Origin of the sequence: Flavobacterium pokkalii, from assembly GCF_014596575.1 — a bacterium.
GTDB classification, from domain to species: Bacteria; Bacteroidota; Bacteroidia; order Flavobacteriales; family Flavobacteriaceae; genus Flavobacterium; species Flavobacterium pokkalii.
On sequence record NZ_NASZ01000003.1, the window covers coordinates 141,099 to 165,617 of the forward strand.

The 24,519-nt window shown below is 35.0% G+C and carries 26 protein-coding genes; 13 read left to right on the forward strand and 13 right to left on the reverse strand.

The genetic code is table 11. The annotated features are described in order from the left end of the window. Position 1: 1 nt before the first annotated feature. From B6A10_RS03605 to B6A10_RS03640, 9 genes are all read right to left on the reverse strand, one after another. A complete protein-coding gene (locus B6A10_RS03605; protein WP_188219748.1) occupies positions 2 to 1,282 on the reverse strand; it encodes an efflux RND transporter permease subunit in 1,281 nt (426 codons plus the stop codon). Positions 1,283 to 1,342: 60 nt separating this feature from the next. Then, on the reverse strand, positions 1,343 to 1,684 hold the full coding sequence (locus B6A10_RS03610; RefSeq protein ID WP_188219749.1) for a heavy-metal-associated domain-containing protein: 342 nt from the start codon (positions 1,682 to 1,684) through the stop codon (positions 1,343 to 1,345). 143 nt (positions 1,685 to 1,827) lie between these two features. Then, positions 1,828 to 2,199: a hypothetical protein gene (locus B6A10_RS03615; protein WP_188219750.1), complete on the reverse strand. Its 372-nt coding sequence runs from the start codon at positions 2,197 to 2,199 to the stop codon at positions 1,828 to 1,830. 90 nt (positions 2,200 to 2,289) lie between these two features. Continuing rightward, positions 2,290 to 2,631: a phage holin family protein gene (locus B6A10_RS03620; RefSeq protein ID WP_188219751.1), complete on the reverse strand. Its 342-nt coding sequence runs from the start codon at positions 2,629 to 2,631 to the stop codon at positions 2,290 to 2,292. Positions 2,632 to 2,719: 88 nt separating this feature from the next. After that, complete coding sequence (locus tag B6A10_RS03625; protein ID WP_188219752.1) at positions 2,720 to 4,636, reverse strand: family 43 glycosylhydrolase; 1,917 nt, start codon at positions 4,634 to 4,636, stop codon at positions 2,720 to 2,722. Positions 4,637 to 4,649: 13 nt separating this feature from the next. Next, positions 4,650 to 5,423, reverse strand: a complete 774-nt coding sequence (locus B6A10_RS03630; protein WP_202986193.1) for a glycoside hydrolase family 43 protein — start codon at positions 5,421 to 5,423, stop codon at positions 4,650 to 4,652. Continuing rightward, the gene (locus B6A10_RS16320) at positions 5,420 to 5,746 is read right to left on the reverse strand and encodes a hypothetical protein (RefSeq protein WP_202986194.1); all 327 of its coding nucleotides are present in this window, start codon (positions 5,744 to 5,746) and stop codon (positions 5,420 to 5,422) included. Before B6A10_RS16320 ends, B6A10_RS03630 begins: the two co-directional genes overlap by 4 nt. 146 nt (positions 5,747 to 5,892) lie before the next feature. Further along, complete coding sequence (locus B6A10_RS03635; protein WP_188219753.1) at positions 5,893 to 6,654, reverse strand: alpha/beta fold hydrolase; 762 nt, start codon at positions 6,652 to 6,654, stop codon at positions 5,893 to 5,895. A gap of 72 nt (positions 6,655 to 6,726) precedes the next feature. Further along, positions 6,727 to 7,440: a pyridoxine 5'-phosphate synthase gene (locus B6A10_RS03640; protein WP_188219754.1), complete on the reverse strand. Its 714-nt coding sequence runs from the start codon at positions 7,438 to 7,440 to the stop codon at positions 6,727 to 6,729. 115 nt (positions 7,441 to 7,555) lie between these two features. Here B6A10_RS03640 and B6A10_RS03645 point away from each other — a divergent pair, with 115 nt between their 5' ends. From B6A10_RS03645 to murI, 8 genes are all read left to right on the forward strand, one after another. Beyond that, positions 7,556 to 8,212 (forward strand): CBS domain-containing protein, encoded by a 657-nt coding sequence (locus tag B6A10_RS03645; protein ID WP_055094390.1) that lies wholly within the window; start codon positions 7,556 to 7,558, stop codon positions 8,210 to 8,212. Positions 8,213 to 8,217: 5 nt separating this feature from the next. Continuing rightward, the gene (locus B6A10_RS03650) at positions 8,218 to 9,102 is read left to right on the forward strand and encodes an NAD kinase (RefSeq protein ID WP_026712693.1); all 885 of its coding nucleotides are present in this window, start codon (positions 8,218 to 8,220) and stop codon (positions 9,100 to 9,102) included. Positions 9,103 to 9,272: 170 nt separating this feature from the next. Next, positions 9,273 to 9,956 (forward strand): type IX secretion system protein PorG, encoded by a 684-nt coding sequence (gene porG, locus B6A10_RS03655; RefSeq protein ID WP_055094669.1) that lies wholly within the window; start codon positions 9,273 to 9,275, stop codon positions 9,954 to 9,956. 4 nt (positions 9,957 to 9,960) lie between these two features. Further along, a complete protein-coding gene (locus tag B6A10_RS03660) occupies positions 9,961 to 10,701 on the forward strand; it encodes an isoprenyl transferase (protein ID WP_055094386.1) in 741 nt (246 codons plus the stop codon). Further along, positions 10,634 to 13,384, forward strand: coding sequence for an outer membrane protein assembly factor BamA (gene bamA / locus B6A10_RS03665; protein WP_188219755.1), 2,751 nt, complete (start codon positions 10,634 to 10,636; stop codon positions 13,382 to 13,384). The genes B6A10_RS03660 and bamA overlap by 68 nt, the downstream gene beginning before the upstream one ends. Positions 13,385 to 13,421: 37 nt before the next feature. After that, a complete protein-coding gene (locus B6A10_RS03670) occupies positions 13,422 to 14,654 on the forward strand; it encodes an OmpH family outer membrane protein (protein WP_188219756.1) in 1,233 nt (410 codons plus the stop codon). Between the two features lie 26 nt (positions 14,655 to 14,680). Then, positions 14,681 to 15,181, forward strand: a complete 501-nt coding sequence (locus B6A10_RS03675) for an OmpH family outer membrane protein (protein ID WP_026712688.1) — start codon at positions 14,681 to 14,683, stop codon at positions 15,179 to 15,181. A 113-nt stretch (positions 15,182 to 15,294) separates the two neighbouring features. Continuing rightward, the gene (murI, locus tag B6A10_RS03680; protein WP_188219757.1) at positions 15,295 to 16,068 is read left to right on the forward strand and encodes a glutamate racemase; all 774 of its coding nucleotides are present in this window, start codon (positions 15,295 to 15,297) and stop codon (positions 16,066 to 16,068) included. 1 nt (position 16,069) lies between these two features. Here the strand turns inward: murI and B6A10_RS03685 are convergent, their stop codons facing one another. Continuing rightward, on the reverse strand, positions 16,070 to 17,311 hold the full coding sequence (locus B6A10_RS03685) for a PorV/PorQ family protein (protein ID WP_188219758.1): 1,242 nt from the start codon (positions 17,309 to 17,311) through the stop codon (positions 16,070 to 16,072). Then, entirely contained in the window at positions 17,312 to 18,634 is a 1,323-nt protein-coding gene (locus B6A10_RS03690; protein WP_188219759.1) for a DUF4270 family protein, read from the reverse strand. 263 nt (positions 18,635 to 18,897) lie between these two features. On the opposite strand from B6A10_RS03690, the gene B6A10_RS03695 reads away from it, so the two are divergent. Genes B6A10_RS03695 through B6A10_RS03715 form a run of 5 tightly spaced genes read left to right on the forward strand, consistent with a single transcriptional unit; the run spans position 18,898 to position 22,887 of the window. Then, positions 18,898 to 19,713 carry a DUF6268 family outer membrane beta-barrel protein gene (locus B6A10_RS03695; RefSeq protein WP_188219760.1) on the forward strand — a complete coding sequence of 272 codons (816 nt, stop codon included), beginning with the start codon at positions 18,898 to 18,900 and terminating at the stop codon, positions 19,711 to 19,713. A gap of 15 nt (positions 19,714 to 19,728) precedes the next feature. Next, entirely contained in the window at positions 19,729 to 20,733 is a 1,005-nt protein-coding gene (locus B6A10_RS03700) for a Kelch repeat-containing protein (RefSeq protein ID WP_055094374.1), read from the forward strand. Next, positions 20,723 to 21,079 (forward strand): DUF4907 domain-containing protein, encoded by a 357-nt coding sequence (locus B6A10_RS03705; protein WP_188219761.1) that lies wholly within the window; start codon positions 20,723 to 20,725, stop codon positions 21,077 to 21,079. The genes B6A10_RS03700 and B6A10_RS03705 overlap by 11 nt, the downstream gene beginning before the upstream one ends. Next, positions 21,080 to 22,165 (forward strand): sensor histidine kinase, encoded by a 1,086-nt coding sequence (locus B6A10_RS03710; protein ID WP_188219762.1) that lies wholly within the window; start codon positions 21,080 to 21,082, stop codon positions 22,163 to 22,165. A 5-nt stretch (positions 22,166 to 22,170) separates the two neighbouring features. Continuing rightward, positions 22,171 to 22,887, forward strand: a complete 717-nt coding sequence (locus tag B6A10_RS03715; protein ID WP_055094368.1) for a LytR/AlgR family response regulator transcription factor — start codon at positions 22,171 to 22,173, stop codon at positions 22,885 to 22,887. Position 22,888: 1 nt separating this feature from the next. Here the strand turns inward: B6A10_RS03715 and B6A10_RS03720 are convergent, their stop codons facing one another. Both B6A10_RS03720 and B6A10_RS03725 read right to left on the reverse strand, forming a co-directional pair. Next, a complete protein-coding gene (locus tag B6A10_RS03720) occupies positions 22,889 to 23,407 on the reverse strand; it encodes a gamma carbonic anhydrase family protein (protein ID WP_188219763.1) in 519 nt (172 codons plus the stop codon). Between the two features lie 14 nt (positions 23,408 to 23,421). Then, positions 23,422 to 24,420: a PorP/SprF family type IX secretion system membrane protein gene (locus B6A10_RS03725; protein ID WP_055094363.1), complete on the reverse strand. Its 999-nt coding sequence runs from the start codon at positions 24,418 to 24,420 to the stop codon at positions 23,422 to 23,424. Positions 24,421 to 24,519: the final 99 nt, after the last annotated feature.

Genomic DNA, 24,519 nt, shown 5'->3' on the forward strand with positions numbered 1-24,519 from the left:
CTTATTGAATTGTACCTTTTTCTTCCTGTCTTTCCGAAAGTCCCCGATAGGCATTTTCAACCATAACAATTCCGTCATCCACCACAACACCAATTGCCAGAGCAATTCCGGTGAGCGACATAATATTAGAAGAAATTCCAAAAGCTTCTAAAAGAATAAAACCCACAGCTACCGAAATAGGCAATTGTATCAAAATAATCAGGGCGCTGCGCCAATGAAAAAGAAACAGGAGAATTACGACAGATACCGCAATCATTTCCTCAATTAAAGTTCCTTTAACCGAATCGATAGCCTTTTCAATCAGCTCGCTGCGATCATAAGAGGTTTTGAAAGTAACGCCTTCCGGCAAACCTTTTTCAACTTCTTTCATTTTGGCTTTTACAGCCTCAATAACTTTATCGGCATTCTCTCCGTATCGCATGACCACAATTCCGCCTACTACTTCTCCTTCACCATTGGCATCAAAAATTCCCAGACGCAAATCGCCGCCCATTTGTACCGAACCGATATCACTTACCTTTACCGGTACTGAATTGTAATTCTTGATAGCTATGTTCTCAATATCTTTGATATTTTTAACATAGCCCAATCCTCTCACGATGTAAGCCCGGTCGCTCATTTCAAATTTTCTTCCGCCAACATCGTTGTTACTGGTTTTGACCGCCTGCATGACTTCCATCATACTGACTTTGTAATACTGCATTTTAAGCGGATCTAAAACCAACTGATATTGTTTTTCAAATCCTCCAAAAGAAGCTACTTCGGCGACTCCGGGAACGGTTTGCAAAGCAAATTTCACATACCAGTCCTGCAAAGCCCGTTGTTCACCCAAATCCATTCCTTTGGTTTCAAAATGATACCAAAATACATGACCTACACCGGTTCCGTCAGGTCCTAAAGTAGGAACTACATTTTGAGGCAGCAATCGCTGGGCGTAATTCAATCGTTCCAAAACCCGGGTTCTCGCCCAATAAGGATCAACCTCATCTTCAAAAATGATATAAACAAAACTCATCCCAAACATCGACGAAGCCCTGATATTCTTGATTTTCGGAATTCCCTGCAAATTGGAAACCAACGGATAAGTCACCTGATCTTCGATTACCTGCGGACTTCTCCCCATCCATTCCGTAAAAACAATAATTTGGTTTTCGGACAAATCCGGAATGGCATCAATTGGATTTTGTTGCACACTATAAATTCCCCAAGCCAGCAAACAGGCCGAAACCAACAAGACAATCAGCCGGTTTTTAAGAGAAAGTGCAATTAATTTTCTGACCATTTTTCTAAATTTTATATCGAAATATTATCTCTTTTTATATTTCATTCAGCAATTCCTCTTTTACTTGCGGTCATATTGACAACACGTATGAAGGGACTGATAAGCAGCATCAGTAGCTTTTATTTTTTCACTGTCGTAACCTACAGCTGCAATACGCTTTAAAATTTCTTCCTGATTAGTCGCTTTGGCATCATAGGTCAACACAGCTATTTTGCTGTCTTTATTCCAATTAACCGATACTACATTTTCTAAATTAGCCGCTTTTTCAATAGTCTTTTTGCACATACCACAATTTCCGTAAATCTTTGCTTTTTGGGTTTTTACATTTTTAATTTGTGCTTGTACAGCATTAGCCGATAGCAATACAACAATTGCTATCATTATCTTTTTTAATGATTTCATAATGTTAAATTTAATAAGAGAAAATAGTTAACCAATAACAAAACGGTTCAAAAAACCATTATGAGATTGTAGTAACAAAAAAATGAATGGATAAAGCAAATATGCTTTGAATTTGATGCACTTATGGCTATCAAAAAAGAAGTTTAGCCTATTTTAGGAATAAGCCAAAGAGAGGTATATCCGTCCGAAGGAACAGATACTAATGAAGAAAAATTTTGTTTTTTTGAAGAAAAACCAAAATGTGTTTGTATCATTTCGTATGCTGTTGAAGTGGTATTTCCAATATTCACAGAAGACACGCCACACATTGCTTGTCCGCATTTACCGGAACAACCTTTATGATCTTTGGTTTCTTTAGATTTAGAATTTTTACAGCAACAAGCTTTCATCTTGGTTTTAGAAGACATTTCCATTTTACAGGAATGCTTGCCAGAATCTGATCCGCACGCATAGATTTTTGCCGGCAACAAAAAGAAGCCTAAAAACAAAATCAATATGAGGCAGAATTTATTCATTTCTAAATCGTTAATGCTACAAAGGTACTATTTTTTATATTGTAACGATAAAAGCCAAAGTCATTTATGCTTTTTTTATACTTTCTAATTTTACTTATCTCCAATAAAAAGATTGACAATCGATTGGGAAACCGACAAAATAATACTGAATAACAGCGCTGTAAAAAAAGTATCTACATCAAAACCTCCCACAATATTATCGCAAAGTATAATAATCAAACCATTAATAACCAGCAAAAATAATCCTAATGTAACAAAAGTAATTGGTAACGTAAACAAAAACAAAATAGGTTTGATAAAAATATTCAGCAAGCCCAAGACAATAGCCACAAAAATAGCCGTTGAAAAACTGGCTACATGAACGCCTTTCATAAAGTGCGAAATCAGTAAAACCAGAATGGAAGTAGTAAGTACTCTTAAAATTAATTTCATTTACTGTATTTTTAATAGGTCAAAAATACTCTTTTTTAGATTACAGCAATTTGTTTTAAAAAGAAATTGCTGTAATCTGTTTAGAATCTTATTTAGAAACTCCTTCAGAAGTCATAATTACTCTTTTCATAGTCCCATCTGAATTGTATTCTAATTCATCAATACAAACCGATCGACTATAACTACCGCCATTCGTTTGAATTGCTCCGTTATGATAGATAAAATAAGGTTTGCCTTTGAACTCCAAAATTGCCTGATGATTGGTATTCGAATTTCCGGCAATTTCGTTTAATATTCCTTTATATTCATAAGGCCCTTCAATGGAATCAGCCATAGCATAGGCAATTTTTTCCGGAAAACCGCTGGCATAACTCAGGTAATATTTGCCATTTTTTTTATGTACCCAAGGTGCTTCGGTAAACTGTAAACCTTCAAAATCAATTTTCTTAACCGGACCATCAATTTCAATCATATTCTCTTTTAGTTTGGCATAATAACAAACCCCATTACCCCAAAACAGCCAGGCTTGTCCGTCATCATCGATAAAAACCGCAGGATCGATACAAGTCCATCCATGAGTGGAAGCAAAACAATCAGCATTGGTCAAAAGCGGTTTTCCTAAAGCATCTTTATAGGGACCTTGAGGTTTATCGGCCACTGCCACCCCAATACCGGAGCCATTGGTACTGATATACCAATAGTATTTTCCATTTCTTTTAATGGTGTGTCCGGCATAAGCATCATTGGTTTTATCCCATTTAAAATCTTCTATTTTCAACGGAACAGGATATTCTGTCCAATTTTTCAAATCGGTGGTTGAAAAAACCAACCAATCTTTCAATTTATAGCCTTTTTGTCCGCCTTCAAAATCATGTCCGGTAAACAACCAAAGCGTATCCTTTTCAACAAAAGCTGCCGGATCAGCTGTATATTTATGTTTGATAATTGGATTTCCTGTTGATTGAAAACGATAATTTCCATCCTTTGACAACAACAAACTTTGTGGCACTCCACCCCATTTTTCGTTTAATCGTTGCGCTTCTTCTTTAGTGATACTAATTACACTTCCATGTCGCGGAAAGAAATCTTTAGTAAATGATTCAGTTTTTTCTGTAAAATGATACAAATCTTTGGAACGCTGAAATTCATAACGCCCGCTGGAATACAAATCATACATCAAAATGTATTCGTCACTATTATTCAATTTAAAAACAGACGAACCTTCTACTCCGGTTTTATCATTGGCATAAGCATCCAAATAATCAAAACTCTCTTTATAAGGCCCTAATAATTTTTTACTTATTGCTTGTTTAATTCCGTTTTGGATTTCTTTTCCGTTTGCATCTTTGGTATTTCCTTTATAAAACAAATGATATACGCCATCTTTATAAATGATATCGCCATCAATAGCTCCGTCTTTGGCACTGTACAATAATTTGGGTTCTGCTTCCAAAGCGGTAAAATCTTTATTGGCATAAGCACAATAAAAATCTAATTTTTCATTGTATTTGAAACGAACAGTAAAATAAACCAAATACTTTTTAGCCTTGGTATCGTAAAAAGTTTGCGGTGCCCAAACCCATTTAATATCTCTAAATTTCTTTGGATATAATTTTTCTAAATCAATTACCGATGATTTCCAATTCAAAAGATTTTTTGATTGCATCAAAACAATTCCTGGATTATAATCCCAGCCGTTTTTCTTAGTATTCATATCGGTTGCAACGATATAAAATCCGTTTCCATCTGCTTTTCTAAGAATATGCGGGTCACGAATTCCGCCGGTACTGGAAATATCCTTGGATGGAATAATAGGTTCATTGTTATTTAATGCTCTCCAGTTTACCGCATCTTCACTCACCGCAAAACGCAATTGTTCCTGTTGACTGGCCGCTCCTTTTCCTTCAAAATAAGCAAAAAGATAACCTTTAAAATCTTTATTCTGAGCAAATAAATTAGATATACTCAAAAACGTAACCAATGCAATTTTATATACTGCTTTCATGTTTTTCTAATTGTTATAATGAAAAATTCAAATTCCAATGTTTGGCCAAACGTTCAGCCTCTTTTTTAGTTAAATGAATGACAGCACCGTGTTTTTGAACTGAAAAATTAGTACGCTTCATAACTCCCTCATCAAAATGCCCCAAATTGGTGAAATTTTTAAAATCACTAGTTTCAGCAAATCCGAAATTATGCGGATTCACACTAAAGATATCGTACATTAGCACCCATTTATTATCACTTAAACGTTTAAAAACATTTGGTGCTTCACATGATTTTTTTTCAAAATCAATCTGCTCCGGCTGATAAACATAACCACTATTTATTTTATTCGAAAAAGCCATTTTTATTCCTCCCGGATTTTCCTGAGCCACATACATCATACAAAATCTTCCGTCAGGCAGCTTCGTAATATCGGCATCCAAAATTTGTTTCGTGCTATCAGGATATTCAAAAAGAATTTCAGGAGTGGTTTCCAATGCCGTAAAATCCTTATTCATATAAGCATAATACAGTTTGGTTTTTCCTTTACTTTTACGCATCGTAAAATAAATCATGATTCTGTCTTTGGCTTCATCATAAATCAACTCGGGAGCCCAAACACAGCCTACATTCCATTCCGGATAAGCTTTATCAATATCTAAAATAGAATGAGACCAATGAATCAAATCTTTGGATTTCATCAAAACCAAATCCCTGTTATTTCCCCAGTCGTATTTATCACCAGGACGTTCCCACTCGGTATCACGATAGCCTTTTTGTTTGCCATAAATATGTAAATCGGTCATAGCAATATAAAATAGCCGTCGTTACCGCGCATGATATAAGGATCCCTAATTCCTTTTTGTTCAGCAATGGTATCTCCGGCAATTACGGGCTTGGCATTATTCACATCGGCAAAAGTATAGCCGTCTTTACTCAAAGCAAAGTATAAGCCGTGTGTATCATCTTTAAAATAAGTTAGTAAATAAGCCGCCATTTTGTCTTTTGAAGCTTTACTTTTTCCGTTTTTCACCGAACTACAGGCCGAAAAAAGAAAAACACCTCCCAGAAGCATTCCCAACTGCTTGACGATTTTATGTTGCCCTAAAAAAAGATTGAAAATTTTCATTTGAATTGGTTTATAGATTTTATGGTTAATTTTTCGTGAGTCAACAAACTTAAGTGTTTTTTTTACATTTATCAAAATAACAAATAAAAAAAAAACAGCAACTTCAAAAAAAGTTACTGTTTCTATATTCTTAAAATCGAAAACGATTATTTCAAAAACGAAATTACCATTTGATAAAACAAAGCAGGATTTTCGGCATGCAACCAATGTCCGGCATTTGGTATAGTTTCTAATTGCATCAGCGGAAAATGTCCACTGATACTTTCAATATCCGAATCTAAAACATAATCCGAATTACCGCCACGGATAAAAAGTGTTGGCTTTTCAAAAACCAATTCCGATGGCAAAGGCACTCCAATTTCCTCTATTTTTTCATTAAAAACAGCCAAGTTAAATCGGAAAGCCAGTTGTCCCGGCTCTTGCCAATACAGATTTTTTAATAAAAATTGCTTGGTTCCAAAATCATGTATAAACTGACTTAAAGTTGCTTCAACCTCGGCGCGACTAGGTTTTACCGAAAAATCAACAGCATTCAATCCTGCCAAAATAGTTTGGTGGTGCGGCGCATAATATTTTGGCCCAATATCAGCTACAATTAATTTATCGACTAATTCCGGATGGCGGGTGGCAAAAAGCATGGCTATTTTTCCTCCCATGGAATGACCTAAAATGTTGATATTCTCTAAAGCATGTTCCTGACAATAGGCAAAAACATCCTGAACCATCAACTCATAATTAAATTCATCCGACTGAAAACTGCGCCCGTGATTGCGCATATCCAGCATATGTACCTGAAAACCATCCGAAGCAAATTGTTGCCCTAAAGTTTTCCAATTGTCGGACATTCCCAGAAATCCGTGTATGATTAAAAAAGGCTTCCCTTCTCCTTCTATTTTTGAATAAAGCATTAGCTTAGATTTTAGATTGCAGATTTTAGATTGCAGAAAATAGCTTCACAACCAAATCCTTTAAAAATTATACTATTTTAATTTTCGCAAATACATATTGACCACATTTTCCAGACCTAAATACAAAGCTTCTGAAATCAATGCATGCCCAATAGAAACTTCCAATAATCCCGGAATATTTTGTTTAAAAAACTGAATATTATCCAAACTCAAATCATGTCCGGCGTTGATTCCTAATTCTAATTCGTTAGCCAATTTGGCTGCGGTCACATACGGATCAATTCCCTTTTCGTTTCCTAAACTGTATTGATGAGCAAAAGATTCGGTATACAATTCAATGCGGTCAGTTCCAGTTTTCTTAGCCCCTTCAATCATTTCCAAAACGGGATCCACAAAAATAGAAGTGCGGATTCCGTTGTTTTGAAATTCCTGAATCATTTCGGTTAAATAAGCCTGATTTTTTACGGTATCCCAACCTGCAGAAGAAGTAATCGCCCCGATAGCATCCGGCACTAAAGTCACCTGATCCGGTTTGCACTCCAAAACTAAATCCACAAAATTATGCTGCGGATTGCCTTCAATATTATATTCGGTATAAACTATCGCTTTCAAATCGCGGGCATCCTGATAACGAATGTGACGCTCATCGGGACGTGGATGAATGGTGATTCCCTGTCCGCCAAATTTTTGAATATCGGTCGCAACTTTTAATAAATCGGGTACATTTCCACCGCGTGCATTACGCAAAGTAGCTATTTTATTGATGTTTACACTTAATTTTGTCATTAGAACGTATTTTGATTACGAAAAACTATATTTTGGTTACAAAAATACAAAGTAAAAGCTAGGCGTTTTTGCCTTTTTTTGATTATTTTGCATAAAAATTGAGCCCTCAAAGAACATGGAAATTACAAATTACATAACAAATGATTTCAAACCTATTGACAGTCAGGAAACTATTGAGGTCGTAAGAGATTTTTTGGGCGATTTCAATTTTTCGCATTTCCCTGTTGTCGAACATGGCGTTTATATCGGAAGTATTTCGGCAGAAGATGTAGAAACTTTTGACGAACAAAAAAAAGTAGCCGACTACAAATACAGCCTGGAGACTTTTTTCATCAGAACCGATGCGCTTTGGTTAGAAGTTTTAGAAGTTTTTGCCAAAAATCATTCTAATTTGATTCCGGTTTTAGACGAAAGCAACAAATATGTAGGCTACTACGAAATGGAAGATATTATTAATTTCTTCCACCAGACTCCTTTTATTAAAGAACAAGGGGTTATCATTAAAATCAAAAAAGGGATTTTAGATTATTCCATGAGCCAAATCACGCAGATTGTTGAAAGTAACAACGGAAAACTTCTGGGTTTGTTCATCTCTGAATCAGATATCAACAGTGTGGAAATTACCATAAAAATAAGCTCAGGAGCTATCAACGAAATTATCCAGACTTTTAGAAGATACAATTACGAAATCATTTCCGAACATCACGAAGATTCTTATATCGCTAATTTAAAAGAACGTTCAGACTATTTAGACAAATATCTTAACATGTAACCCCAATGAAAATAGCCATTTACGGTCAATATTATCAAAATAGTACAGAACCTATCATCAAAGACATCTTCGTTTTTTTTAACAAAAGAAATATCGAAATTGTTATTGAATCCAATTTTCTGGCTTTAATTCAGGAAAAAAAAATCATCGAAAAGGAATACAAAACTTTTTGTTCGCATACCGAACTGGATTCCAGTTTTGACATGTTACTCAGCATTGGCGGTGACGGAACTATTTTAAGAGCAGCCACTTTAGTTAGAAATTCCGGCATTCCAATTTTAGGAATCAACGCCGGAAGACTGGGTTTTCTTGCCACAGTTCAAAAAGAAAATATCGATGAGTTTTTACAAATGGTTCTTGACAAAAAATACACCCTTTCTAAAAGAACCTTATTAAGCCTTACTTCTTCTCCGGAGAACGAAGCTTTGAACGATATTAATTTTGCCATGAATGAAGTTTCGGTGAGTCGAAAAGACACTACTTCGATGATAACCATTGATACCTACCTGAATGGAGAAATCTTAAATTCCTATTGGGCTGATGGCTTAATTATTTCAACCCCTACAGGTTCTACAGGATATTCACTAAGTTGCGGAGGACCAATACTTACACCGGATGTTACCAGTTTAGTAATCACTCCTATTGCTCCACATAACCTGAATGCCAGACCTCTGGTAATTCCTGACGATACCGAAATCAAACTAAAAGTATCCGGCAGGGAAGAAAACTATTTGGTTTCTCTTGATTCCAGAATTACATCAGTAGGCAATGAAACCATTTTAACGGTAAAGAAAACTCCTTTTCAAATTAACATGGTCGAAATTCCTAACGAAACCTTCTTAAAAACCTTAAGAAGTAAATTGCTTTGGGGAGAAGACAAAAGAAATTAATTTTTTCGGTTGCCATTTATACAATACCATTCGTTTTTAGCGTTTTAGTACAACAAAAAACAAATTCCCAATAAAACAAACGTGTCTTTTTTCAAAAAAAAGTACATTTATTTTATTGGGCATTGATTCGTATTGATAATTATTATATTTGCAGGCAATTTTCTATGAAAATGAAAAAAATTTTAAGCGTACTGGTAGTTTTTTTTCTATGCACAAAAGCACAGGCTCAAATACATGAAATAGGTGTTTTTCTGGGTGGCGGCAACTACATTGGCGATGTGGGTAAAACTACCTATATTGCTCCAAATGAGCTTGCTTTTGGAGTTTTATACAAATGGAACAGAAGTCCGAGACATGCTTGGAGAATTTCCTACATGCAGTCAACAATAAGCGCTGACGACCTGGATTCTGAAGAACCCGGCAGAAGTCTGAGAGGCTATAATTTTGAAAATAGCATAAAAGAACTATCTTTAGGGCTTGAATTCAACTTTTTTGATTTCAATCTTCATACTTTAGCGCAAAAATTCACCCCTTATGTAAGCTCCGGAGTGAATTTCTTTACGTATGAAAATATGTATATTGAATTAGGAGAAACAAAAAAAATAAACAGAAAGAGCTCTATTGCAATCCCAATGATTCTTGGAATAAAAACAAATATTTCCAGAAGTTTGGTACTTGGAGCAGAAGTAGGAGCCCGATATACATTTTCGGACAATCTTGACGGGAGTAATCCTAAAGAAGAAAATCTGAATGCATTTCGGTTTGGAAATTTAAATAATAATGATTGGTATGTTTTCTCAGGTATAACATTAACCTATACCTTTGGCGAAAAACCCTGCTATTGTCCGCAATAAAAAAATGAGTGTATTAGATACAATAAATAAAGATAATCTCCCAAAACACCTTGCCATTATCATGGACGGCAATGGACGATGGGCTAAACAACAAGGTCTTTTAAGAACAATTGGCCACGAAAATGGCACCAAATCAGTACGAATTACCATCGAGAACTGTGCGAAATTAGGAATTGAAAACCTGACTTTATATGCCTTTTCGACCGAAAACTGGAACCGACCTAAATTAGAGGTGGAAACCTTAATGAAGTTATTGATTAAATCTTTGCAAAAAGAATTAATTACTTTGCAAAAAAACAACATCCGACTTAATGCCATCGGGAATCTCGATATGATGCCAAAATCGGCTCAAAAGGAACTTCTGGAGGTGATGGAAAAAACCAAGAATAATACTCGAATGACCCTGACACTTGCCCTCAGTTATGGTTCTAGAGAAGAAATAGTTAGCGCTGTAAAAAAGATTGCAGATAAAGTTAAAAATAATATAATTTCAATCGATTCTATTGACGATTCAATTATTAATAAGCATCTTTACACGCAAAATTTACCTGATGTAGATTTATTAATCAGAACGAGTGGAGAACACAGGATAAGCAATTTTCTATTATGGCAAATTGCTTATGCTGAATTGTTTTTTTCTGAAGTTATGTGGCCTGATTTCAGAGAGGAGCACCTTTATGAGGCGCTTATTAGTTATCAAAAAAGAGAACGTAGATTTGGAAAAACAAGTGAACAAATTAAATAATTTTTTAGTGTTGAATAAGAGTATCAAAGCATTACTTACCCTTGTTTTTTTGGGTAGTTTTTCACAAATAAAGGCACAAGACAGAGTACCATTCGACCAAGGTAAAAAATACATATTGGCTAAAGTTGAACTTACTAACAAACTTAGCTTTAACGACCAAACCGTGGTAACATTTGCCGGTTTGCAAAAAGGTCAGGAAATCACCGTACCCGGAGAACAAATTAGTGCAGCCATCAAAAAACTGGGAAAACTGGGGCTTTTTGATGAAATTGCTTTTTACATCAACCACATCGACAACGATAGTATTTATCTGGATCTGGATATTAAGGAACTTCCTAAACTGAATGACGTAAAATTTGTTGGCGTTAAAAAAGGAAAAACTGAAACCTTCATCAAAGACAATGGTTTGACAAAAGGAAAAGTAGTCAATGAAAACCTCATTACCACAACTAAAAATTACATTGAAAACAAATACAAAAAAGACGGTTATTTTAACACCAAAGTTAATATCAACACTGTAAAAGACACAACTGCCGGTAATTTAGTAAATATGGTGGTTAGCGTTGACAAAGGTGATAAAATTAAAATCAGCCATATTGATTTCGTGGGCAACAGCAAGTTAACAGACAAAAGCCTGCGCAAGGCCATGAAAAACACCAAACAAAGAAATCCTATCCGATTACTAAAAGCTTCTAAATTTGTAAAAGACAAATACAAAGAAGACTTAGAAAAAGTAATCGAAACCTACAAAGAAAAAGGTTATCGTGATGCTCGAATTGTTTCGGACAGCGTAACTTACAACAAAGAAAAAAACAAGCTGGCTATTAAGATTAATGTTGAAGAAGGGAACAAATATTACTTTGGAAACATTAAATTTTTAGGAAATACTGTATATTCTGACCAGCAATTAAATCGTTATTTAGGTATCAAAAAAGGAGAAACTTACAACGGTGTTTTATTAGAAAAAAGAATTGCCGACAAGACAAAACCTGACGGAGAAGACATTACTAATTTATACCAAAACAACGGATATTTATTCTCAAGCATCAATCCGGTTGAGGTAAAAACGGCCAACGACACAATTGATTTCGAAATCAGAATCACCGAAGGACCTATTGCCTATTTTAACCATATTACAGTAGTAGGAAATGACAAAACCAACGACCGCGTTATTTACCGTGAATTAAGAACAAAACCGGGAGAAAAATACAGCAAAGAAGAACTGGTAAGAACCGTTCGTGAAATTGGACAATTAGGTTATTTTGATCCTGAAGCTATTGATCCAAAATTCAAAAACGTAGATGGTGCTGCCGGAACGGTTGACATTGAGTACAATCTAGTTGAAAAAGGATCCAGCCAAATCGAACTTCAAGGAGGTTACGGAGGCGGTGGTTTCATTGGAACCTTAGGACTTTCGTTCAATAACTTCTCTGCCAGAAACATTGGAAACAAAGCCGCCTACAAACCACTTCCTATGGGAGACGGTCAAAAAGTTGCTTTACGTTTACAGGGAAGTACTTATTTCCAAACTTATAGTGTTTCTTTCTCTGAACCTTGGTTTGGACAAAAAAAACCGGTACAATTTAGCACCTCTATTTCATACAGTAAGCAATTCTTAAACAACTATATTACTTACAAAGTAGATAAATCAAAAAGCTTTAACATCTTTACCGTATCGGTAGGACTTGCTAAAAGATTAACCGTTCCTGATGATTTCTTTGTATTGTCACAGGCAATTAGTTACCAAAACTATGATTTGAACAATTACAATACCGGTTTGTTTACTTTTGGAGACGGATCATCTAAAAACTTTGCTTACACTATTGGACTTTCGAGAAGTAACAAAGGGGTAAATCCAATTTTCCCAACTTATGGTTCTGAATTTAGTATTTCGGCTAAAGTTACACCTCCTTATTCCTTATTCAACGGAGTGGATTATGCCAACTTAAAAAACCAGAAAGAAAACAAATTACAATATGATTCTTCTAATCCAACTCGTGTAACATTGGATCAAAATTACACTTACACCAATGGGGAATACTTAAAAGAAACCTACAGCGGATCCGGAGTATATACCAAAGCTACTTCAGCTGACGATGCTTCGGCAGATGCTTCAAAAGTGGATCAAAAGAAATTTAATTGGCTGGAATATTATAAAATTAAATTCAAAGCCGACTGGTATACAAAAGTTTATGGTAAATTTGTTTTAAGAACATTAACTGAATTTGGATTCCTGGGCGCCTACAATCAGGACAGAGGACTGGTTCCTTTTGAGCGTTTTTATGTAGGAGGAGACGGAATGGCTAACTACTCAATGGACGGTAGAGAAACCGTACAATTAAGAGGTTACCAAAACAACTCTTTAACCCCAATCAATAGTGCCGGACAACAAATTGGAGCTACAGTATATAATAAATTCTCTATGGAATTACGTTATCCTATAACATTAAAAGCAGCAGCCTCAATTTATGCCTTGGCATTTTTAGAAGCAGGTAATTCATTTGAAAGCTTTAAAACTTACAATCCGTTTGACATCAAACGTTCGGCGGGTGTGGGTCTGAGAGTATTCATGCCGGCATTTGGTTTGTTAGGAATTGATTTTGGTCACGGATTTGATGCTATGCCAGGAACAACAACACCAAGCGGATGGCAAACCCATTTCATCATTGGACAGCAATTCTAAAAAATTGGTTTCTGATTTTTTCTAATACTTAAAAGCTATGAGAAAACATTTTTTATTTCTATTTTTAGCCGCTTTAGCCAGCAACAGCCTTAGCGCGCAAGCACGTGGCAACCGCGTGGGTTTTATAGACATGGAATACATTTTAGAAAATGTAAATAGCTATAAGGAATCGAATGCGCTTCTGGAAGAAAAAGCAGAGAAATGGAGACAGGAAACAGAAGCTAAAAAAACAGAAATCAACAAGGTTAAAGAAGCCCTCGCAGCCGAGAAGCCGCTTTTAACTAAATCATTAATCGAAGAACGAGAAACCGAAATCACGTTTCTGGAAAACGAATTATTAGATTTACAACAAAAACGTTTTGGCCCAAACGGCTTATTAATGAATCAAAAAGCATTATTAGCCAAACCGATACAGGATCAGGTTTTTACTGCTGTTCAGGACATTGCTGAAGCAAAAAAATATGATTTCATATTTGACAAATCCTCTGACTTAACCCTGCTTTTCGCCGACAAACGATTTGACATCAGCGATCAGGTATTAAGAGTCATTAATCGAACAGAAAAAAGAGAACAGCTAAGCAAAAAGGAATTAGCAGCCGAACAGGAAAAAGAAAATAAAGAAGATGCTATATCCGATAATCCGGAACTTGCCGAAAGACAAAGAATCTTAGACGAAAGAAAAGCGGCAAGAGATAAAATTATGGCCGACAGAAAAGCTGCTATTGAACAAAAGAAAAAAGAATACGAAGAAAGAAGACAAAAAATATTAGACGAAAGAGCCGCTAAAAAAAATGGCACGGTTTCTGAAACAGCTAAAACTGAGGTTCAAAAAGTTGCAACACCTGACTCTCAAACCGAAACAGAATTAGCCAAACAAAAAGCAGCTGATGCTAAAGCAAAGGCACTTGAAGAAAGAAACAGAACGATTGAAGACCGTAAAAAAGAATTAGAAGAAAGAAGACAAAAAATTCTGGATGACAGAGCAGCTGCAGCTACAGCTAAAAAGAATGAGTCATCTTCCGAAACATCTAAAACAGCAGCCGCTACGACTACTGCTAAAACAACAGTTAAAAAAGATACCACCGCTACAACTGCTCCAACAGAAGCAGAACTAGCCAAACAGAAAGCAGAAGAAACAAAAGCCAAAACACTGGAAGAAAGAAAAAAAATTATTGAAGACCGTAAAAAAGCATTAGAAGAAAGAAGATTAAAAATTATCCGAGAAAGAGACTCTATCAAAAAAGCTAGAGAAGAAAAATTAAAACAATAAATTAATTACTTAATATTTTAAAACCAATGAAACAAATTAAAACTTTATTAATTGCTGCTCTTTTCGTTTTAGGAGCAAACCAAACCATCAATGCACAAGCAAAGACTGCCCATGTAGATGTTAGTGAGATTATGGCAAAAATGCCGGCTATGCTAGATGCTCAAAACCAATTAGAAAAACTTAGCACTACATACGACGCCGATTACAAAAAAATGGTAGAAGAATACCAGGCTAAATTAAAAAAATACGAAGCAGAATCTTCTACAGTAACTGACGCTGTAAACGGAGAACGTTCTAAAGAGGTTCAGGATATGCAAAAAAGAATTGTTGACTTTAGAGACAACGCACAAAAAGAATTGCAACAAAAAGAATCTGACATCGTTAAACCATTAATGGAAAAAGTAAGAGCTTCTATCCAAAAAGTAGGCAAAGCTAAAGGCTTCCAATACGTTTTAGACGGTTCTTCACTTTTATTAGCTGATGGTCCAAACATCACTGCTGACGTTAAAAAAGATTTAGGATTCTAAGATTCTGATTCTAAAACATATTAAAAAAACCGCTCTTTTTCTATGCAAAAACGAGCGGTTTTTTTACAGCTTATTTTTAGGAAAATTAATTCATAGCTATTAAATTTGTTGCAATGGACAACAAACAACCCATAGGTATTTTTGACTCCGGTATCGGAGGAACTTCGATTTGGAAAGAGATTCATCATCTTTTACCTAACGAAAAAACAATCTATTTAGCCGACAGCAAAAACGCTCCTTATGGAGAAAAATCCAAAGAAGAAATCATTCGGTTGAGTATGAAAAACACCGATTTTTTACTCGACATGGGTTGCAAATTAATCGTTGTAGCCTGTAATACAGCAACCACCAATGCCATCAGAGAATTAAGAGCAAAATACAATGTTCCATTCATTGGTATCGAACCTGCCATAAAACCAGCTGCCATAAACTCCAAAACCCAAATAATAGGCATTCTGGCTACAAAAGGAACCCTAAACAGCGAGTTATTTAACAAAACCACCGAAATATTCTTTGAAACCAAAATCATTGAACAAATTGGCTATGGATTAGTCGAACTCATTGAAAATGGTCAAATCGATTCTCCTGAAATGGAACAATTGCTTCGCTCCTATTTAAATCCAATGATTGAAGCCAATATCGATTTTCTTGTACTGGGCTGCAGTCATTATCCCTATCTCATCCCTCAAATAAGAAAAATTATCCCCGATCATATTCAGATAATTGATTCCGGTTTGGCCGTGGCAAGACAAACGCAAAATGTATTAAAAGAAATCGGTTTTAATCCGGATAACAACAACGAGCCCATTTTTTATACCAATACCAACCCAAAAGTTTTAGAGAACATCCTGGGCGGCGAGTACATCGTACAAGAAAAAGATTTTTAACCTAATCAAATTTTCTTTTTACAAACCAAATTCCGTCTAAAGACAGATTAAGCGATATTTTATGATAATTCTCTTTTATCAGTCCGTTACTGATTCTTCCTTTTTGTCCATAAGAATACGAAATATTCAACACTGAAAAAGTATTCTCAATAGGCAACGAAACCCCAAAAGAAATCGCCGTATTTTCTATCCTTTTATTATCTATTTCTAAAAATCCGGTATCGTAACTGAAACCTGTTGAAAACTGAATACCGTCAAAGTAACTTCTTTGATTTTTCCCTCTTCGATAAGACAATCCCATCTTAAATTTTTCCTGATTCAAATAATTCCCGTACAAATCAGCCTGATTGGTATTTTTCCAAAAAGCCTTTTCATAATCCATAGTCAGATTCAGATTATTTTTAAATTTCTTACTTAATCCCGCCGAAAATTCGAAAGGCAAATAATAGTCATCTGTATCGGATGCTGCATTAGTTTCTATTGTATTCGATGCTTCCAACTCCGAATTGTACGTAATCACCGATTGCACTTTGGTAGCATTAACTTTTGCGGGAGATTTCAAAGTCGTTCCAATCGTAAAAGTGGAATCAATTTTAAATTGTCCGCCAAAATTAAATCGCGCACCATTATAAGACGATTCTTTAGCGATAGTAGTTATCGAATTGGAGATAATATATTCTCTGGAATCCTTAGTGCTTCCGAAAAGAATTGAAGTCGACAACCCCAAAGACAATTTATTTCCAATGCGGTGTGCATAAGAAATATCAAAATTATTCAATCCTCCGGTTCCCGTAGCGCTTAAAGAGTATTCTTCATTACTGTCCTGAATAGGCAGTTTATAATCAGAAATTTTAAAACCGGCACTCGAATAAGGTTTTAAAGCCACACTTACTGCCGACTTAGTACTCAGCGGAAAAGCAAAAGCAATATGTGAAAACTGCACATTATTGCGGCTTTCTTTTCGGGATAAATTTTGATACGAAGTCTGAATCGCATTCCCTCCCACATCAAAAATAAAATGATTTTTATACATAAATCCCAAAGAAGCCGGATTCAGGTTATTGATAAATCTATCAGATGGCAAAGCTACTCCCGAACCTCCAATACCCGGAAGCGAACCAAAATCGGATTCATACAAACTTCCTAATCCGAAAATTGAATATGGAGAACTGGACAAACTTTGTGCATAAGAGCTAAAAGACACGACAATCAAAAAGCTTATTATTGCGATTATTTTTTTCATCTAATAAGAGATATAATATATTTTCAACTGAACTTTATTACCGGTATTTTTTTGGTTCCCTAACACCAAACGATCCACAGCCTTAGAAATATTAGGAATCGTTAAAATCAAAGACGATCTGGAATCCGATTGTTTAATCATTTCGCTTTGCATAAAAGTTCCCAAAGGAATGCTGTAACCAATATTTTCGTCAAATTCGTCATTATCTTTATTCAGCACCGCATAAATGGGATAACCGGAAGCCGAATTCAAAGTTCCTTTCAATCGATTTAAATCATCAGCGAGATAAACATTCAGGGAATCAGCTAACGGATAAACACTAGAATAGGTGTTATTCACTGGTCGGATGATTAATTTGGCATCCACAATAGCGCCTTTTTCAGTAATGTATTTTAACTGTTTGATATTCGGAAAATCAATTCTGCAAGCCAGTCCCGTACCTGACTGGATAAAAGATTTATTCTCGGTTAAATTACTGGACAAACGCTCCGTAGTTCCTGGTAAATCTTTCAAAACCGTTCCGGTTCGGTCTAAAGTAATTCGGTTAAATTGCTTCGAAGCATCCGTAATAGTAAATTCTTTCAAAATAGAAGTTTGTGCGTCGGTTACTTTTTTCGAATAATACAATTGCATCAAACTCGTCGTTTTAAACCCCATCACACAGGAAGAAGTTCCCGATACCGAACGAATGACTAAACCGTTGAAATACTCAACAAACTGATCTTCGGTAGTTATCTCACGCTTTTTTAATTTTTGAAAAAGATCATCTCCAAAAGCAGCATCCAGTTTTACAAAAATACTGTCCTGTCTTAAAGGCATAGAACTAAAAGTAGCGGTCGCTAAACTATTTGTATCATAACTCAAAATCGAATTATTATAAAAACTATCGTCATCCGTATTCGGTTTTACCTTTTGTAACAAACGATGAATACTTATTGACTGAGTCTTGGTAGTATCACTATAATAATATTTATCCGGAATTAATACCATTCTAATCGAATCAAACACATAATTCGCTCCTTCTAAATCCGAACTGGTTGTTTGCAAAGCAAAACTTGAAGAACTCAACTGAAAATAACTATCCGATTTTACTTTCCCGAATATAGGATCATCATAATTCCCTAAAAGAATTCTGCTTTGACTCGAAGTCGCCAGGGAATCAAAATTTATGGTCGAAACCTCAACAGTAGCGGTATCAATTAAAATAACCTTATTTGTAATCGCTAAATTATCTGAGCCTACCACAAATTCTCCCGCATCAACATCCGAATTACACGAAGTAAACAACGCTCCTAAAATCAAGACTATAATGAATCTGTACATAAAAAATTTTTGAACAAATATAGCAGAGCACCTTCTACAAAGCCTAACAACATATACAAGCCCGCATTTTACACCTATAAAAGCCATTTTTTTATCTACATATCCAAATAGAAAATCCAAATCGAATTCAACGAAATAAAACGGGGTTTTGTCTATGAAAAAAAGGCATCCATATATCTTCTTTTTTTAAAATAAGGAATGCACATACTTTTGAAGCAATAAAAGATTAAATGAAATTAAAATATTTTACAAGCCTGATTTGTATGATTTCAATTCTCAAAACAACTGCTCAAAGTGGCTATTCTTTAGAATTGAACATTAAAACCGTTCCTACCGAATCGATTACAAAAAACGAAACAGGAGTCGGTTTTTCATTTTATGACAATTGGAATACCAAGAATGAAATAAGCAATACAATCAGCTATAAAAACACAGGACTGAATTTTGACTTAGACAATTACTATTCAAGCGACATAGATTATCGTTTGAACCGAATAGAAAACAATTTGGAATTGAGTCATAAATTCAACAAAAAAATAAGTCTCGATTTAGAATTAAAAACAGTCGCGGCTTTTGAAAACAATTTAGGTATTTCGGATGTTAGCCTTTTTGGAGGAGCCGAAATGCGTTATTCATTTAACGAAAAAAACAGCCTAGAATTAGGTGTAAAAAGAATGAGTGTTTTTGGCAAAGCAGCCGTATTACCTACTCTTGCTTTTTACAGCCAACTCAATCCGGATACCGATATTGAAATTGGATTTCCTAATTCGGCAATTCATTATTCAAACAACGAACGCAACCATTTTAGCCTAACTAACAGCTTTGATGGCGAATATTATAAACTGGATCAAAATAAAAAAATCGAGAGCAATCTGACAGCCTCAAAAATTAGTTTTTCTCAAATGACAACAGCATTTGAATACGAAAGAAATGTGGATAAAAATTGGTTTCTAAGTTTTCAGGGAGGATATCAGTTTAACAAAAAATACAGATTAACAGACAATAGAGGAACAACAAAATTTAATTTCGATGCTAATGATGGAACCCTTTTCAATATTGGCATAAAATACAAACAATAACAAATAAACTAAATTATGACTATTTTTAAAGGAAGAACACTAATCGCCATGCTATTGATGAGTTTGGTTTTTGTAGGTTGCAGCAATGATGACGATGAAGAATTGATAGGTAACTGGATTAAAAAATCCTCATTTGACGGTCCTGCAAGATCAAGTGCAACGAGTTTCGTTATTGGTTCTTATGCTTATGTGGCTACAGGATATACCGGAGACGAATATCTAAAAGACCTTTGGGCTTATAACTCTGATGGTGATTATTGGGAACAAAAAGCCGATTTTACGGGTGTTGCCAGAAGTTCTGCTTCAGGATTTTCTATTGACGGAAATGGTTATATCGGACTTGGTTATGACGGCATCAACAAATTAAAAGATTTTTTTCAATATAATCCAGACAATAACACCTGGACACAAAAAGCAGATTTTACAGGAACAGCTCGTTATTCGGCTGTTGGATTTCAGGTAGGCGGAAAAGGTTATTTTGGAACCGGATACGACGGAAATTACCTGAAAGATTTCTATCAGTATGATGCTACAACCGACACCTGGACACAATTAAATGGTTTTAGCGGAAATAAAAGAAGAAATGCAGCTGTTTTTGTAATTGACGACAAAGCTTATTTAGGAACCGGAGTTAACAATGGTTCTTATCAGGTTGATTTTTGGATGTTTGATCCAAGCGACGAAAGCTGGACCCGAAAACGTGATATCGATCAGGATACAGACGATGATGAATCTTACAACGACGATTATGTAATTGTGCGTTCGAATGCTTCTGCATTTACGATGAACGGATTAGGTTATATTGCCTGTGGAGAAAGTTCGAAAACAATTTGGGAATACGATCCGGCAACTGATGTTTGGAAAGAAAGAACTGCACTTGAAGGTTCAGGAAGAACTGACGCAATAGGATTCTCAATCAACGAAAGAGGATTTGTTTTACTAGGACGTTCCGGTTCTTCTTATTATGATGATGTTTGGGAATTTAGACCACAAGACGAACAAAATGACGATGACAACTAATACAAAAACAAAATTCTTCCGGACAAATTTCCGGAAGAATTTTTTATTCAGCACAGCCAAAACACTTATTTTGAGCAGCTTTTTACTGTTCCTTTTCGCATGTAATCACAATAAAGGATTGACTTTGGAATCCTTAAAAATAGATAGTGGTTGGGGGTATATCATTAAAAACAACGATAAAATTATTATCAAACAGTCGATAATTCCCGTAATACAAAATCAAAAATCATTTGAAAATGAAGAAGACGCGCTAAAAGTTGGTAATTTGGTGCTCAAAAAACTAAAAGCAAATACATCGCCAACAATTACAAAAAAAGATTTAATTTTATTGTCAATTAAAACATAAATGAACTTAGAGGGAATCACCACCAACAATAATTCAAACAAAATACTGATACACAGTATTATTTGGTGCTTTTTAATAATTGCCTCCCTTTTACCTTTTTATCAAAATTTTACCGGAATTAACGCTGAATTTTACGTTCAGTGGTCCAGTGGCATCCTATTATTTTATGCCAACTATTTTTATTTTGTACCCAATTTACTTTTGCAAAAAAAATACACGGCTTATCTGGGTATCATTTTCGGAATTGTCGCTGTTTTAACCTGCATTAAAATCGTTTATTTTAGCCCGGCTTTCCACAATATTCCACATCAAAGAATATTTGACATTAACGGAAAAGAAATCATTCACGACAAACGTTTTTTTAAAAAACCACCACCGTTTTTTTTCAAATTTTTCCCTTCGCTTTTCTATCTGTTTATAATTACGATAAGCACTATTATTAAAACCCTTTCGGAATTTTACACCAATCAGCAAAACAAATTAATTTCTGAAACCAGTAAAACTTCTACAGAATTAAATTATTTAAGAAAACAGACCAATCCGCATTTTTTATTCAATGCTTTAAACAGTATTTATTCGCTGGCTTATAAAAAATCCGATTTAGTTCCCGATGCCATTGTAACTTTGTCCGAAATGATGCGCTATATGTTGTATGAAACAGACAACAAAGCAGTATCTTTAGAAAAAGAAATCAACTACATTAAAAACTATATCGAATTACAAAAATTACGATTAAACAATATTGAAAATATTTTCCTAAACATTCACGGCGATACCCGAAACAAATCGATAGAACCTTTGTTATTAATTTCGTTTATCGAAAATGCCTTTAAATACGGCACCGATTACAAAGGAGCAGCTTTTGTAAAAATTAAAATTAGTATCGAAGAAAATATTTTGGATTTTTGGATTGAAAATAAAATTGAAAACCAGATAAAAGATCCTAATAATTCCGGAATTGGCCTGAATAATATAAAAAACCGACTGACTATTTTGTATCCTAATGCACATCAGTTAAACATTAAACAAGAGGATAACAAATACAAAGTACATTTAAAATTAGAACTGGAACCTTTGGAAAATTAAACAAAATGAAGTGTGTAATTATTGATGACGAACCTTTAGCGGTTGATTTAATTAAAGAATTTGTAAGCAAAGTAGAAAGTCTTGAACTCATCAATACTTTCAACAATGCTATTGATGCTATCGCGATGATTAACACTTCCAATGTGGATTTGATTTTTTTAGACATCGAAATGCCTCATTTTTCCGGAATAGATTTCCTAAATGCGATTGACAAGAAACCTTTGGTTATTTTCACCACTGCTTATTCTGACTATGCCGTAGAAGGGTTTAACTTGGGTGCGGTAGATTATTTAGTAAAACCAATTCCTTTTAACCGTTTTTTAAAATCGGTTATGCGGGCACAACAATTGTTTCTTAGCAATAAAATAGTTCCTAATACCACAACGCCAACTGTAATTCCCGAAAACGAACCCGATTTTATGTTTGTGCGTTCGGAATACGAAAACGTAAAAATTAACTTTTCGGATATTTTATTTATCGAAGGACTAAAAGATTATGTGAAAATTTACACCACCGATAATAAATTTACGCTCACTTTAACCAGCCTAATCAAACTGGAAAACATGCTTTCTTCAAAAGGTTTTGCACGAATTCACCGTTCGTACATTATCAATATCAAATACGTAAAATCGATTCAGAAAAACAAAGTCTTACTCGCCGACAAACGTATTCCTATTAGTGAAAGCTATAAAAATGCTTTCTTTGAAAAAATCAATTTGTAGTTTATTCTTCTTCTTTAAACCAACTGGAATATAGCAGGTAATTATTGGCAATTCGCTCAATTTCGCCTGCAAAACCGGACTGTTTTATATCTTTTACTTTTTTAGCCGGAACTCCCGCCCATATCGAACCGGATTCCACCACCGTATTTTGAGTAATTACGGCACCAGCGGCAATAATAGAATTACTTTCGATAATGCAATTATCCATAACAATCGCTCCCATTCCTATCAAAACATTGTCATGAACCACGCAACCATGCACAATGGCATTGTGTCCAATGGAAACATTATTCCCTATAATTGTTGGATATTTTTGATAGGTACAATGAATCACAGCCCCATCCTGAATATTGACTTTGTTGCCAATTTTAATATAATTTACATCCCCACGTACCACTGCATTAAACCACACACTGCAGGAAGTTCCAAAACTCACATCACCCACAATAGTAGCATTTTCGGCCACATAACAATCCTCCGGAATTTGTGGCGATTTCCCTTTTACCGATTTTATCAACATAAAAAAATAGAAAATTAATTAATAGCCGGACAATTACAATCGTATTTTTCACGACGACAGAACAAATCAAGTCCTAAAGTAATTTGATGGAAACCACCTGTTCCGTATTGTACTTTTCCACCTAAATGAGAATAGGTATAAGCAAACATGAAATTTTTATAATTCACCCCTAATATTGGAGAAATCGATTGGTAACGTTGTTTGGAAGTCCCGCTTCCGTTATTGTATTCGGCACCGTCAAAACTGGTTCTATATGACAAACCGCCCCATAATCTTCCAAAGTCCATATTCTTATAAGCTTTCAGGTTAAAATCGATAGCCTTTTCTTTGGTCAAATCAGCATATTGAAACATGATGGAAGGCTCCCATAAAATACGGTCGCTGTTTCCAAAAATATAACCCGAACTCAGGATAAATTTTCTCAAATTATCACTTTCGTATCCGGTGTAAATTTCCCTGCGGGTTTCAATCGCATTTTTAATGGTGGCATGCACATAAAAATCAAGATAATTGTAGGACATTCCAAAATCAATATTGAAATAAGAATCTTTCTGAACAATCGTCCCATCCACAATTGGATCATAATCTCCTGATTGCAAAAACTTAGTTTCATCCAGCTGACTTTGAATTAATCCTGCGCTAATACCAAAAGACAACTGATTCAAATCGATTTCATCTCTGGAAAACATCAAATGATAGGCATAGGTAAACTTCACTCCTTTTTGAGAATGATAGCCGTTTTTATCATTAAAAAGAATAATTCCCCCTCCGGCTTTCTCTCCAATTCTTCCGTTATAACTCAGCGTTTGAAGTGCCGGAGCATCTTCCTGATCAAACCATTGTTTACGGGCAGTTAATCGCAATTTTGCACAATTAGAAGCCCCCGCCATCGAAGGATGTAACAAATAATAATTATCGGAAAGATAATCTGAATATACCGGAATCCCTTCCTGCGAATAGGCAGTTATTCCAACAAACAAACAGATTAATAAGAATTTTATTTTGCTATACATTTATAATAGAATTTATCAGGAAGTACGGAAATAACTAAAGTTAAGTTAATTTATTCATTAATAATCCAAATATAGTTATTCGCTGAAAATAACTTTACT